Annotated in this window: 13 protein-coding genes; 5 read left to right on the top strand and 8 right to left on the bottom strand. The window is 64.4% G+C overall.

Features of this window, described 5'->3' with window-relative positions; translation table 11 throughout:
* Positions 1-27 precede the first annotated feature (27 nt).
* From FJ424_RS12265 to mdh, 5 genes are all read right to left on the bottom strand, one after another.
* Entirely contained in the window at positions 28-3,015 is a 2,988-nt protein-coding gene (locus FJ424_RS12265) for a 2-oxoglutarate dehydrogenase E1 component (RefSeq protein WP_140786357.1), read from the bottom strand.
* 137 nt (positions 3,016-3,152) lie between these two features.
* Positions 3,153-4,055, bottom strand: a complete 903-nt coding sequence (sucD, locus tag FJ424_RS12270; protein WP_140658601.1) for a succinate--CoA ligase subunit alpha — start codon at positions 4,053-4,055, stop codon at positions 3,153-3,155.
* A gap of 50 nt (positions 4,056-4,105) precedes the next feature.
* The gene (locus tag FJ424_RS12275; protein WP_140646016.1) at positions 4,106-4,477 is read right to left on the bottom strand and encodes a cupin domain-containing protein; all 372 of its coding nucleotides are present in this window, start codon (positions 4,475-4,477) and stop codon (positions 4,106-4,108) included.
* 4 nt (positions 4,478-4,481) lie between these two features.
* Positions 4,482-5,675 carry an ADP-forming succinate--CoA ligase subunit beta gene (gene sucC / locus FJ424_RS12280; RefSeq protein ID WP_140658602.1) on the bottom strand — a complete coding sequence of 398 codons (1,194 nt, stop codon included), beginning with the start codon at positions 5,673-5,675 and terminating at the stop codon, positions 4,482-4,484.
* A 26-nt stretch (positions 5,676-5,701) separates the two neighbouring features.
* Complete coding sequence (gene mdh, locus FJ424_RS12285) at positions 5,702-6,670, bottom strand: malate dehydrogenase (RefSeq protein WP_140646014.1); 969 nt, start codon at positions 6,668-6,670, stop codon at positions 5,702-5,704.
* A 211-nt stretch (positions 6,671-6,881) separates the two neighbouring features.
* Between mdh and FJ424_RS12290 the strand changes: the two genes are divergently transcribed.
* On the top strand, positions 6,882-7,316 hold the full coding sequence (locus tag FJ424_RS12290) for a GNAT family N-acetyltransferase (protein ID WP_140658603.1): 435 nt from the start codon (positions 6,882-6,884) through the stop codon (positions 7,314-7,316).
* 87 nt (positions 7,317-7,403) lie between these two features.
* Here FJ424_RS12290 and zapE read toward each other — a convergent pair whose 3' ends face one another.
* The 3 genes from zapE to FJ424_RS12305 form a co-directional block, all read right to left on the bottom strand.
* Positions 7,404-8,606, bottom strand: a complete 1,203-nt coding sequence (zapE, locus tag FJ424_RS12295; RefSeq protein ID WP_140658604.1) for a cell division protein ZapE — start codon at positions 8,604-8,606, stop codon at positions 7,404-7,406.
* Between the two features lie 68 nt (positions 8,607-8,674).
* Entirely contained in the window at positions 8,675-9,250 is a 576-nt protein-coding gene (locus FJ424_RS12300) for a protease inhibitor Inh/omp19 family protein (protein WP_226892081.1), read from the bottom strand.
* Positions 9,251-9,444: 194 nt separating this feature from the next.
* The gene (locus tag FJ424_RS12305; protein ID WP_140658605.1) at positions 9,445-9,882 is read right to left on the bottom strand and encodes a VOC family protein; all 438 of its coding nucleotides are present in this window, start codon (positions 9,880-9,882) and stop codon (positions 9,445-9,447) included.
* Positions 9,883-10,009: 127 nt separating this feature from the next.
* Here FJ424_RS12305 and FJ424_RS12310 point away from each other — a divergent pair, with 127 nt between their 5' ends.
* From FJ424_RS12310 to mtaB, 4 genes are all read left to right on the top strand, one after another.
* Complete coding sequence (locus tag FJ424_RS12310) at positions 10,010-11,017, top strand: MBL fold metallo-hydrolase (protein ID WP_140658606.1); 1,008 nt, start codon at positions 10,010-10,012, stop codon at positions 11,015-11,017.
* A gap of 61 nt (positions 11,018-11,078) precedes the next feature.
* On the top strand, positions 11,079-11,240 hold the full coding sequence (locus FJ424_RS12315) for a DUF1328 family protein (RefSeq protein ID WP_066991727.1): 162 nt from the start codon (positions 11,079-11,081) through the stop codon (positions 11,238-11,240).
* A 137-nt stretch (positions 11,241-11,377) separates the two neighbouring features.
* Complete coding sequence (gene dapF, locus FJ424_RS12320; protein WP_140658607.1) at positions 11,378-12,262, top strand: diaminopimelate epimerase; 885 nt, start codon at positions 11,378-11,380, stop codon at positions 12,260-12,262.
* Positions 12,262-13,587, top strand: a complete 1,326-nt coding sequence (gene mtaB, locus FJ424_RS12325; protein ID WP_140658608.1) for a tRNA (N(6)-L-threonylcarbamoyladenosine(37)-C(2))-methylthiotransferase MtaB — start codon at positions 12,262-12,264, stop codon at positions 13,585-13,587. Before dapF ends, mtaB begins: the two co-directional genes overlap by 1 nt.
* Positions 13,588-13,594: the final 7 nt, after the last annotated feature.

Raw genomic sequence — 13,594 nt, forward strand, 5'->3', positions numbered from 1 at the left:
GTCAGGTCTGCTTATTCACCAAGCGCCCTATTCGCCGAGAGCATCGTCGAGCAACGCGGCCAACTGGCTGAGATGCTTCGACATCAACCCTGTCGCCGGCGAGGCCGAGGCCGGCCGGCCGGTGTAGCGCACCCGCTGATGCTTGGCGTCGATATGCGCCAGCACCCATTCGAGATAGGGATCGATGAACGACCAGGCGCCCATGTTCTTGGGCTCTTCCTGGCACCACACCATCTCGGCGTTGCGGAAACGTGACAGCTCGGTGATCAGCGCCTTGGCAGGGAACGGATAGAGCTGCTCGACGCGCAAAAGGTAAATGTCGTTGATGCCGCGCTTCTCGCGCTCTTCGTAGAGGTCGTAATAGACCTTGCCCGAGCACAGCACGACACGGCGGATCTTGGAGTCCTTCACCAGCTTGATCGGCTGGTTGGGGAGCAGCTGCGCATCGTCCCACAACAGGCGGTGGAACGAGCTTTCGCCCGACATTTCCGGCAGCGTCGACACCGCCCGCTTGTGGCGCAGCAGCGACTTCGGCGTCATCAGGATCAGCGGCTTGCGGAAGTCGCGCTTCAACTGCCGGCGCAGGATATGGAAGTAGTTGGCCGGCGTGGTGACGTTGGCGACCTGCATGTTGTCTTCCGCGCAGAGCTGCAGGAAGCGCTCCAGGCGCGCCGACGAATGCTCCGGCCCCTGGCCCTCATAGCCATGCGGCAAGAGGCAGACGAGACCCGACATTCTCAGCCACTTGCGCTCGCCCGACGAGATGAACTGGTCGAACACGACCTGGGCGCCGTTGGCGAAGTCGCCGAACTGTGCTTCCCAGAGCGTCAGCGCCTTGGGCTCGGCCAGGCTGTAGCCATATTCGAAGCCGAGCACCGCCTCTTCCGACAGCATCGAGTTGATGACCTCGTAGCCGGCCTGCGCCGCCGACAGATTGTTGAGCGGGATGTAGCGGTTCTCGTCGCGCTGGTCGTAAAGCACCGAATGGCGCTGCGAGAAGGTGCCGCGCTCCGAATCCTGGCCGGAAAGCCGGATCGGATTGCCGTCGAGCAGAATGGCGCCGAAGGCCAGCGCCTCGGCTGTCGACCAGTCGATGCCTTCGCCGGACTCGATCGCCTGGCGGCGGTTCTCGAGGAAGCGCAGGATGGTCTTGTGCGCCTCGAAATCCTTCGGCACCTCGGTCAGCTTCTTGCCGATCTCCTTCAGCGTGCGCACCGGCACGGCGGTCTTGCCGCGCCGCTGTTCGTCCTGGTTGTCGGCGGTGCGCAGGCCCGACCACGCGCCGTCCAGCCAGTCGGCCTTGTTGGGCTTGTAGTGCTGGCCGACTTCCCATTCGGCTTCCAGATGCGCGCGCCAGTCGGCCCGCATCTTGTCGACCTCGGCCTGGGTGACGTGGCCTTCGGCGATCAGCCGGTCGGCATAGACCTGCACCACGGTCTTATGGGTGCGGATGTTGCGGTACATGATCGGCTGGGTGAAGGCCGGCTCGTCGCCCTCATTATGGCCGAAGCGGCGGTAGCAGAACATGTCCACCACCACCGGCTTGTGGAACTTCATGCGGAACTCGGTCGCGACCTTTGCGGCATGCACCACGGCTTCCGGATCGTCGCCGTTGACGTGGAAGATCGGCGCCTCGATCATCTTGGCCACATCCGAGGGATAGGGCGAGGAGCGCGAGAAGCGCGGATTGGTGGTGAAGCCGATCTGGTTGTTGATGATGAAATGCAGCGTGCCGGCGACGCGATGGCCGCGCAGGCCCGACAGGCCGAGAATTTCGGCGATCACGCCCTGGCCGGCAAAGGCGGCGTCGCCATGCAAAAGCAGCGGCATCACCTTGGCGCGCTCCGACAGCGGAACGACCTCGCCGCGCTCGCGGCCGGCGAGCTGGTCCTGCTTGGCGCGCGCCTTGCCCATCACGACGGGGTCGACGATTTCCAGATGCGAGGGATTGGCCGTCAGCGACAGATGCACCTTGTTGCCGTCGAACTCGCGGTCCGACGAGGCGCCGAGATGGTACTTCACGTCGCCCGAGCCTTCGACCTCGTCGGGCGCGGCCGAGCCGCCCTTGAACTCGTGGAAGATGGCGCGGTGCGGCTTGGCCATCACCTGGGAAAGCACGTTGAGGCGGCCGCGATGCGCCATGCCGAGCACGATTTCCTTCAGGCCGAGCTGGCCGCCGCGCTTGACGATCTGCTCCAGCGCCGGGATCAGCGACTCGCTGCCATCGAGGCCGAAACGCTTGGTGCCCTTGTACTTGACGTCGATATACTGCTCGAAGCCCTCCGCCTCGACCAGCTTCGACAGGATCGCCTTCTTGCCGGTGGCGGTGAAGGTGATCTCCTTGTCGGCGCCTTCGATGCGCGCCTGGATCCAGGCCTTCTCTTCCGGGTCGGAGATGTGCATGAACTCGACGCCGAGCGTCGAGCAATAGGTACGGGCCAGGATGTCCAGCATCTGCCGCACGGTGCCGAATTCGAGCCCCAGCACATTGTCGAGGAAGATCGGCCGGTCGTAGTCGGCTTCGGTGAAGCCGTAATTCTCCGGCGACAGCTCGTTGTAATCCTCGAGCGGCTTGGCGATGCCGAGCGGGTCGAGATTGGCGTGCAGATGGCCGCGCATGCGGTAGGCGCGGATCATCATGATGGCGCGCACGGAATCGCGCGTTGCCTGGTGCACGTCGGCGTCGGAAAGCACGGCGCCGTTGATGACCGCCTTTCCCTTCACCTTCTTTTCGATCGCCTTCTCGATCAGCCCCCAATTGCCGTCGAGCGCCGAGACCAGCTCGCCATTGGCCGTCAGCGGCCAGGACGGCTTCGCCCAGGAGGCGCCCTTGGCGTTCTTGCGGACGTCGCCCGCGTCGTCCTTCAGCGCCGCGAAGAAGTCCTGCCACTCCGGATCGACGGAGGCGGGGTTGTCTTCATAGGCGGCGTAGAGCGCGTCGATATAGTCGGCATTGCCGCCATAGAGGAATGAGGTGAGCGAGAATTGGTCGTTGGCCTGATCTTGTCTTGCCATTTTCGTCTGCGGAGCCTGGCTCCGTCTCCTTTCGAGGGGAATAGTGAGTAGTCAGTAGTGAGTAGAACGATGGAAATTCCCGCTCAGCTGCTACTCGCCCGTTCTTCCCTGTTCACTACTGCCTACTCACTACTGCCTTAACCCTTGATCGCCTCGACCAGCGTCGTTCCGAGCCGCGCCGGCGATGGCGAGACCTTGATGCCGGCCGATTCCATCGCCGCGATCTTGTCTTCCGCGCCGCCCTTGCCGCCCGAGATCACCGCGCCCGCATGGCCCATGGTTCGGCCGGCCGGCGCCGTGCGCCCGGCGATGAAGCCCGCCATCGGTTTCTTGCGGCCGCGCTTGGCTTCGTCCTTGAGGAACTGCGCGGCGTCTTCCTCGGCGGAGCCGCCGATCTCGCCGATCATGATGATCGACTTGGTCTCGTCGTCGGCGAGGAACATCTCCAGCACATCGATGAATTCGGTGCCCTTGACCGGGTCGCCGCCGATGCCCACCGCCGTGGTCTGGCCGAGGCCGACATTGGTGGTCTGGAAGACTGCTTCATAGGTAAGTGTTCCCGAGCGGGAAACAACGCCGACCGAGCCCTTGCGGAAGATGTTGCCGGGCATGATGCCGATCTTGCATTCGTCGGGCGTCAGCACGCCCGGGCAGTTCGGGCCGATCAGCCGCGAGGTCGAGCGATCGAGACGCGCTTTGACCTTGACCATGTCCATCACCGGGATGCCTTCGGTGATGCAGACGATGAGCGGGATCTCGGCCTCGATCGCCTCGATGATGGCTTCGCCAGCGCCCGCCGGCGGCACGTAGATGACGGAAGCGTTGGCGCCCGTCTTTGCCTTGCCTTCGGCCACCGTGGCGAAGATCGGCAGGCTCTCGCCCTTGGCGCCCGTCCAGGTCTCGCCGCCCTTCTTGGGATGGATGCCGCCCACCATCTTGGTGCCGTGATAGGCCAGCGCCTGCTCGGTGTGGAACGTGCCGGTCTTGCCGGTCAGGCCCTGCACCAGCACCTTTGTGTTCTTGTCGACGAGAATGGACATGGTGGCCCTTTTCTAAAAACCGTTGGTCGTGGAAGACTGCGCGGTCATGGTCACAGCCGCTTGAGATCGGCGACGGTGAGGTCGCTCTTGGCATTGCCGGTGTTGAGCGTTGTCGCCGGCTCGAACATCAGCACCACAGGTTCTTTGCTGAGCGAGCGTGGCCGGTGTTCGGTGCCTTTCGGCACGACGATGAAGTCGCCCTCGCCGAGCTCGACCGGCCCGTCGCGGAAATCGATGGCGATCCTGCCGCGCAGCACCAGGAAGGCCTCGTCCTCGTTGTCATGCGCGTGCCAGTCGAAAACCTCGCCGAACTTGGCGACCTTCGCCTGGCTGTCGTTGACGTCGCCGGCGATATGCGGATCGAAGACCTTGGTGATCGTCCGATCCGCTGCCTCGACCAAGTTTATCTTGCGCGGGGGCATCCGTTCAGCCCTTCACCGCCTTGACAATCTTCTTGGCTGCGTCGTCGAGATCATCGGCCGACACCACGTTCAAGCCGCTGTCGTTGATGATCTTCTTGCCGAGCTCGGCATTGGTGCCTTCCAGCCGCACCACCAGCGGCACCTTCAGGCCGACTTCCTTGACCGCGGCGATGACGCCTTCGGCGATGACGTCGCACTTCATGATGCCGCCGAAGATGTTGATCAGGATGCCTTCGACCGCGGGGTCCTTGGTGATGATCTTGAACGCCGCCGTCACCTTCTCCTTCGAAGCGCCGCCGCCGACGTCGAGGAAGTTAGCCGGCTCAGCGCCGTAGAGCTTGATGATGTCCATCGTCGCCATGGCAAGGCCGGCGCCGTTGACCATGCAGCCGATATTGCCGTCGAGCGCGACATAGGCGAGATCGTATTTCGACGCCTCGATCTCCTTCTGGTCCTCTTCAGTGGTGTCGCGCAGTTCCATCACGTCCGGGTGGCGGAACAGCGCGTTGTTGTCGAACGATACTTTTGCGTCGAGCACGCGCAGATGGCCGTCCTTCATGACGATCAGCGGATTGACCTCGAGCAGGCTCATGTCCTTCTCGACGAAGGCCTTGTAGAGAATCGGGAACAGCGTGCCGCCATCCTTGGCCGCGTCGCCGTCCAGCTTCAACGCGGCGTTGAGCTTCTTCACGTCGTCGGCGCTCACGCCCTTTTCCGGGTCGATGGCGACGGTGACGATCTTTTCCGGCGTGTCATGCGCGACCGTCTCGATATCCATGCCGCCCTCGGTCGAGACGACGAAGGCGATGCGGCCGACCGAACGGTCGACCAGGATCGACAGATAGAGTTCGCGCTCGATGTCGGCGCCGTCCTCGATATAGAGGCGGTTGACCTGCTTGCCGGCCGGACCGGTCTGCTTGGTTACCAGCGTGTGGCCGAGCATCTCGTTGGCGTTGGCGACCACTTCGGCCGCCGACTTCGCCAGCCGCACGCCGCCCTTGGCGTCGGGACCGAGTTCCTTGAACTTGCCCTTGCCGCGGCCGCCGGCATGGATCTGGCTCTTCACGACATAGAGCGGGCCGGGCAGCGCTTGTGCCGCGGCCTCCGCCTCGCTTGCCTTGAACACCGGAACGCCGCTTGCAACCGGCGCGCCGAACGTCTTCAGCAGCGCCTTGGCCTGATACTCATGGATGTTCATGCGCTTGGTCTCCGGGGAAGGACGTTTTACTTGCCGGCGAGATGCGGGGCGATCTTGGTGCAGGCCTCGGTCAGGCCCTGCACGGCCGCCACCGAAGAATCGAACATCTTCTGCTCGGTCTTGGAGAGGTCGATCTCGATGACGCGCTCGACGCCGCCGGCGCCGATCACCACCGGAACGCCGACATAGGTGCCCTTGATGCCGTACTGGCCCGAGAGGTGCGCCGCGCAGGGCAGCACGCGCTTCTTGTCCTTGAGGTAGGATTCGGCCATGGCGATCGCCGAGGCCGCCGGCGCGTAGTAGGCCGAGCCGGTCTTGAGCAGGCCGACGATCTCGGCGCCGCCGTCGCGCGTGCGCTGCACGATCTGGTCGAGCTTCTCCTTCGAGGTCCAGCCCATCTTGACGAGGTCGGGCAGCGGGATGCCCGAGACAGTCGAATAGCGGATCATCGGCACCATCGAGTCGCCATGGCCGCCGAGCACGAAAGCGGTCACGTCCTCGACCGAGACCTTGAATTCCTCGGCCAGGAAGTAGCGGAAACGGGCGCTGTCGAGCACGCCGGCCATGCCGACGACATGGCTGGTCGGCAGGCCGGAGAACTTCTGCAGCGCCCAGACCATCGCGTCGAGCGGGTTGGTGATGCAGATGACGAAAGCCTTCGGCGCGTACTTCTTCAAGCCGGCGCCGACCTGTTCCATCACCTTGAGGTTGATTCCGAGAAGGTCGTCGCGGCTCATGCCGGGCTTGCGCGGCACGCCGGCAGTGACGATGCACACATCCGCGCCCTCGATGCCGGCATAGTCGTTGACGCCGGTCAGCCTGGAATCGAACCCGTCGACAGGAGAAGACTGCGCGATGTCGAGGCCCTTGCCCTGCGGAATGCCCTCGGCGATATCGAACAGCACCACGTCGCCGAGATCCTTGAGGCCGATCATATGGGCGAGCGTGCCGCCGATCATGCCCGAGCCGATGAGCGCTATCTTGTTGCGTGCCATGTGAGGATGTTTTCCTTTGTCTGTGACGAGGTCGTGACGGGGCCGGGAGGCCGAAAGGATGCGGGAAACCGCGAGATTTGGCCGCACCGAATAACGCCGACACGGAAGAAATTCAAACGATTATTTTGAGCTCAACATTTTCAATCGGTTAGATGCATCGGGAATTACGTAAACGTCAAAGTTTGTGAGCCGACTGAGGAGAATTTACACAATGAACGTCGAAATCAGAAGGCTTCATCCCGGCGATGACGCCCTTGTGATGCGGGTGGCCGACAACGTGTTCGACGAGCCGGTGCGGCCCGACCGCCTCGCCGCCTATCTCGCCGCGCCCGGCCATTTCATGATCGTGGCTATAGTTGACCAAACCGTGGTCGGCCAATGCGCCGCTGTCATCCACCGCCACCCGGACAAGGTGAGCGAGCTCTATATCGACGAGGTCGGCGTGGCGCCGCCCTTCCAGCGGCAGGGAATCGCGCGAAAAATGCTCGACGCCATGTTCGAGATCGGCCGCGAGCATGGCTGCGAGGAAGCATGGGTGGGGACCGAGCCCGACAACGAGCCGGCGCGGGCGCTTTACGAGACAAGGCGGGAGCCGCACGGGAAGGCGGAGGATTTCGTGATGTATGTGTATCGGCTTGGAGACTAGCCGAAGACCTCTCCGCTTCGTCATTCTAGGGCGGAGTAAGGAGCGAAGCGACGCGCGCAGACCCTAGAATGACGAAGGTAACCCCTTCTACCCCTGCGCCTGTCTCGCCGCGGCGGTCGCCGCCCCGCCCTTCCGCCGCTCCGTCCAGTCGTCCAGCCAGTCGCGACTCTGCATCTCGACCAGGCGCGAGGCGGTGCGCTCGAATTCGAACACCTCCGTGCCGCGCTTGGCCGTGTAGAGCCCTTGCGGAGGCGCCGCGGCGCTCATCACCAGCCGCATGCGGTGGTCGTAGAGCGTATCGATCAAAAGGATGAAGCGCTTGGCCTCATTGCGCATGCCTTCGCCAAGCACCGGCACATGGTCGATGAACACGGTCGAGAAGCGGCCGGCGATCGCCAGATAATCGCGCGCGCCGAGCGGCTTTTCGCAAAGGTCGGCAAAGGAAAAGCGCGCGGCGTCGCCGGCGGCGCGCGGCACGATGAGGTGGCGGCCTTTGAGCGTCAACGTGACTTCGCCGGCCAGCTGGCCATACGTCATCGCCTTCCAGGCTTCGTCCAGCGCGAACTCGGCCGCGGCATCGTCCGGCGTGACATAGACCGGCTGGCGGTCGAGCTTTTCCTGCCGGTAGTCCTTCTCGGCATCGAGCGTCATCACATGGGCGTTGCGCTCGAGCAGCGAGATGAACGGCAAAAAGAGCTGGCGGTTCAGCCCGTCGCGATAGAGGTTCTCCGGCGCCACGTTGGAGGTGGCGACCAGCACCACGCCGCTGGCGAACAGCGCCGAGAACAGGCGCGACAGGATCATCGCGTCGGCAATGTCGGTGACGGAGAACTCGTCGAAGCACAGCACCCAGGCTTCATCGGCAAGCGATCGCGCCACCGGCGGGATCGGATCGTCTTCCTTGACGTCGCCGTTCTTTCGCGCCGCCCGGTGCTTCTGGATGCGGTCCTGCACATCGGCCATGAAGTCGTTGAAATGCACACGGCGCTTGCGCCGGACCGGCAGCAATTCGAAGAACATGTCCATCAGCATGGTCTTGCCGCGGCCGACGCCGCCATGGATGTAGAGGCCCTTGACTGGCTCGCGCGGCTGCCGCTTGGCCGCGAACAGCCAGCCCAGCGCGCTCGATTTCTGCGCCAGCCTTTTTGCCGAGATCTCTTCGATCAGCCGGTCGAGCGCTGCGACGATGCGCTCCTGCGCCGGGTCGCGCTCGACCGCGCCACTCTGGACGAGATGGTCATAGCGCTGCCTGACGGTCGCATGGGTCTGGATACCGTCGCGAAGATGCATGGGTCACGTCAGCTGGAGCAATTCCGGCTTTCCGCCCGGAATTGCGTGGAAGCAATAGTCGGTTTCGCTCACCTTGTAAGCGAGATCGGCTGCCCGCTGGAAGTCTGGCCGTCGAACTTTTCGCCGCCCGACGAATAGAGCCTGGCCAGCGTACCGCCATTTTCGTCATAGAGCGTCAGCTGCTTGCCGGCGACGTTCCACGACTTGATGCCGTCGATCGGAGCCGGGCAATGCAGCGGACCGGCGCGGTAGCCGGCGCCGAACTTGGTCTGCGGCGTCGCCACCTTGCAGCTCTGCCCGGAGACGTTGACGTTCCAGACGCCGGCGACGCTGGCCGCGGTGAGATCGGTGGCGCCGGCGGGCGCCGTGCCATCCGGCGGCAGCGAGGCGACCTGGCTGTTCTTCGGAGCGGTCGGGAATTGCGACGGATCGGTGGCGCCGGGGGAGGCCGGCGGCGGCAGCTGATTCTGCGTCACCGTGCCGGAGGGCGCCGGGGTCAGCGGCGCCGGCTGCTGGTCGTCCATCGACGAGAAGCGCGAGGTCGAGCAGCCGCTCGCAACCAGCGCGGCCAGCGATACGGCCGCGAGGCCACTCTTCGAAAAGAGGTGGAGCCGCGAAAAGGGGCGGGTCATCGAAAAATTCATCAAAACCTCCGTCGGATCCGGCCGGGGGGAGCCATCCGCGTAATCTCTGCTTCACCAAGATGGCGAAGGTGGCAGAATTTCAACCTGATATGGTTAAAATAGGGTTTTCGAGCCAGCTGTTGCAAATTTATCGCAGCCGGGAGCCGAAGCCGGGAAAATGCCGGAATACTCTCCTAAGCTGTTGAAATGGAGCATTAAATCCGAGCGCTCGGCACAAAGACATAGCCGTCCGGGCCAACGATATAGCATTCGCGCAGGCCATGCGGCTTGTCGATCGAGCCGGCCAGCACGATGTGGCCGAGCGCCGCCGCCTTTTTCTCGACCGCATCCGGATCGGCGCCGTAAAGCCGCAGCTCTATGCCGGCCCCGCGTGTCTCGGCGCCCGCCGTGATGCCGGTCATCGGATTGTCGAGATAGGAATGGTCGGCATGCAGCATGAAGATTGAGCCCAGAAGCTCGATCGCCGCAAAGTCCTCGTCGGCATAGATGATCCGGGCGCCAAGCACGTCGCGGCAGAAAGCCTCCATCGCCGTCATGTCGGTGACCAACAGGTTGACGCCGACCCCATGCGGCAGCGAGCGGCCGAAATCCTCGGCCTTCATCCACGGTGTCTTGGTTCGCTTCATTGCCATGGCGATCACCCCTGTCTCCCGATCCTAGACGAGCCGGGCTTCGGCCATTGGCATTCGCCGGCAAAAAGCTTGCGCCAGGCAGGCGCGTCCTTATCTCAGGAAATGACACAAGCGGGCGGGAGACAGGATGGCCGCGAGAACAGGAACCGCCAACCGCTACTACAGCGGGCCGCCCAGCGATCATTTCGACGGCGCCTTGTTCTTCAATCCCGGCGGCAAGCCGCCCGGGCGCTTCACCGATCTCCTCAAATGGCAGTTCGGCGGCGGGCGGGCGAAATGGCCGGCCACCTTTCCGAGCCCTTATCCCCCGGCCAAGCCGGACCTACGGGTGGAAGGCAGCGCGCTGAGGCTTACCATGGTCGGCCATGCCTCGCTGCTCATCCAGACGGCGGGCTTGAACATCCTGACCGATCCGGTCTGGTCAGAGCGCGCCTCGCCTTTCGCCTTCGCCGGGCCGAGAAGGGTCAATGCGCCGGGAATTATCTTCGCCGACCTGCCGCCGATCGACCTGGTCCTGATCAGCCACAATCACTACGACCATCTCGACCTCGCCACGCTGAAGCGGCTGAAAGAGAACCACGACCCGCTGGTGATCGCGCCGCTCGGCAACGACGCCATCATCGGCCGCGCGGCGCCCGGCATGCGGCTCAGCGTGCATGATTGGGGCGACAGGCTGAGCGTCGGCGCGGCCGCCATCCACATCGAGCCGGCGCATCACTGGTCGGCGCGCGGCGGGCGCGACCGCCGCATGGCGCTGTGGGCGGGCTTCGTCATCGAGACGGCGGCGGGCAATATCTATTTCGCCGGCGACACCGGTTTCCATGACGGCATCAATTACCGGCTGATGGGAGAAAAGCATGGCGGCTTCCGCCTCGCCATCCTGCCGATCGGCGCCTATGAGCCGCGCTGGTTCATGGCGCCGCAGCACCAGAACCCGGAGGAAGCCGTTCAGGGCATGAAGCTGTGCAATGCGGCTCACGCCGCAGGCTGCCATTGGGGCACATTCCATCTCACCGACGAGCCGATCGAGGAGCCGGCGCAAAAACTGGCCGAGGCGCTGGCGGCCGAAGGCTTGCCCTCGGAACGATTCCGCGCCATGCGGCCCGCAGAGTTATGGGACGTGCCGCCCGTCTGACAAAGGAACCCAAGCCGGCGAAACGCGTTGGTTCGCGACGCAATTTCGCCGGAGCTTCCCCATGATCAAGTGGATCATCATCCTTTTGATTGTCGCCGCCGCCGCGAGCCTGCTTGGCATGCCGGCGCTGGCCGGCGCCGCCGCCACGGGCGCGCGCATCCTTATCGGCATCGTGCTGATCATCTTCCTGCTGATCGTGCTCGGCGTCTTCGCAGTAACTTAAGCGCGACCCCTTGGTCGTCGCGGCGCGACCTCTTGGTCGTCGCGGCGCGACCCCTTGGTCGTCGCCACCTGGCCGGACTGGTAATTCCCGCCCGTTTCCGCCATATAGCGCCCAAACGGATTGGAATGACCGGTTAGATGGCAGGCACCGTCCCCTTCGCCAAGATGAACGGCATCGGCAACGAGATCATCGTTGCCGATATGTGCGGCCGTGCCGACAAGGTGACGGCCGCGGCGGCGATCGCGCTCAATGCCGGCGAGGCGACGAAGTTCGACCAGATCATGGCGATCCACGATGCGAAGACGCCGGGCACCGCCTATTATATCGACATCCTGAATTCCGACGGCACCAGTGCGCAGGCCTGCGGCAACGGCATGCGCTGCGTGGTGCAGGCTTTGGCTGCCGAGACGGGCAACAAGAGCTTCAGCTTCGAGACCCGCGCCGGCATCGTGAATGCGCAGGAGCACGCCGACGGCCTGATCTCGGTCGACATGGGCAAGCCCCGCTTCGGCTGGCGGGAGATCCCGCTGGCGGAAGAATTCCGCGATACCCGCATGATCGAATTGCAGATCGGCCCGATCGACGCCCCGGTGCTGCATTCGCCCTCGGCGCTGTCGATGGGCAACCCGCATGCCATCTTCTGGGTCGACAACGACGTCTGGTCCTACGAGCTCGACCGCTTCGGCCCGCTGCTCGAGAACCATCCGATCTTTCCCGAGCGCGCCAACATCACCATCGCCCAGGTGACCTCGCCTGAAACCATGATCATCCGCACCTGGGAGCGCGGCGCCGGCCTCACCAAGGCCTGCGGCTCGGCGGCTTGCGCCGCCGTGGTCGCGGCCGCCCGCACCAGGCGCACCGGCCGCAGCGTTTCGCTGCTGACGCCGGGCGGCGGCGAGCTCAATGTCGAATGGCGCAATGACGACCACGTCATCCTGACCGGCGCGGCCGAATGGGAATTTTCCGGCAGCTTCGATCCCTCGACCGGCGCCTGGGCTCGCGACACCGAAAGCGCCGCCTGATGTCCGCCCTTCAAAAGGGCGCGCCCCAAGCCCCCACCGGCAAGGGTATCGACGTCGTCACCTTCGGCTGCCGCCTCAACACCTATGAATCGGAAGTGATGCGCCGCGAGGCCGAAAGCGCCGGCCTCGGCGCGCTTCAGGGCGGCGCTGTCATCTTCAACACCTGCGCCGTCACGGCGGAAGCGGTGCGCCAGGCCAAGCAGGCGATCCGCAAGGCGCGCCGCGAGAACCCTTCGGCCCGCATCATCGTCACCGGCTGCGCGGCGCAGACCGAGCCGCAGAATTTCGCCGCCATGGACGAGGTCGACCTGGTGCTTGGCAATGAGGAAAAGCTCAAGGCCAACTCCTACCGCGCGCTGCCCGATTTCGGCGTCAACGACACCGAGAAGGCGCGCGTCAACGACATCTTTTCCGTGCGCGAGACGGCAAGCCACATGGTCGACGCCATCGAGGGCCGGGCGCGCGCTTTCGTCCAGGTCCAGAACGGCTGCGACCATCGCTGCACCTTCTGCATCATCCCTTACGGCCGCGGCAATTCGCGCTCCGTGCCGATGGGCGCGGTGGTCGAGCAGGTCAAGCGGCTGGCCGGCAACGGCTATGCCGAGATCGTTTTGACCGGCGTCGACATGACCAGCTTCGGCGCCGACCTACCCGGTAGCCCAAAGCTTGGAAAGCTGGTGAAGACGATCCTGCGCCAGGTTCCGGACGTGAAGCGGCTGCGGTTGTCCTCGATCGATTCCATCGAGGCCGACGACGACCTGCTCGACGCCATCGCCACCGAGCAGAGGCTGATGCCGCATCTGCATCTGTCGCTGCAGTCGGGCGACGACATGATCCTGAAGCGCATGAAGCGCCGGCATCTGCGCGACCAGTCGATCCGTTTCTGCGAGGACGTGCGCAAGCTCCGCCCTGCAATCGTCTTCGGCGCCGATATCATCGCCGGCTTCCCGACCGAGACCGAGGCGATGTTCGAGAATTCGGAAGGAATAATCGAGGAATGCGGGCTGACGCATCTCCACGTCTTTCCGTTCAGCCCACGCGAAGGCACGCCTGCCGCGCGCATGCCCCAGGTCCGCCGCGAGGTGGTGAAGGCGCGCGCCGCAAGGCTGCGCGCCGCCGGCGAGGCCGCCTATCGTCGTCACCTTTCGTCGCTTCCCGGCACGCGACAGTCGATCCTGGTCGAGCGCGACGGACTTGGCCGCACCGAGGGTTTCACGCTGACCGCGATCGACACCGGCGCGCCCGGGGAGATCGTCGATGCCGTGATCGCCGGCCATGACGGCGCCCGACTGATTGCGGCGCGCTCTGCCGCGCAAGCCGCCTGAGACTGCG

The organism is Mesorhizobium sp. B3-1-8, assembly GCF_006439495.1.
Lineage (GTDB): Bacteria > Pseudomonadota > Alphaproteobacteria > Rhizobiales > Rhizobiaceae > Mesorhizobium.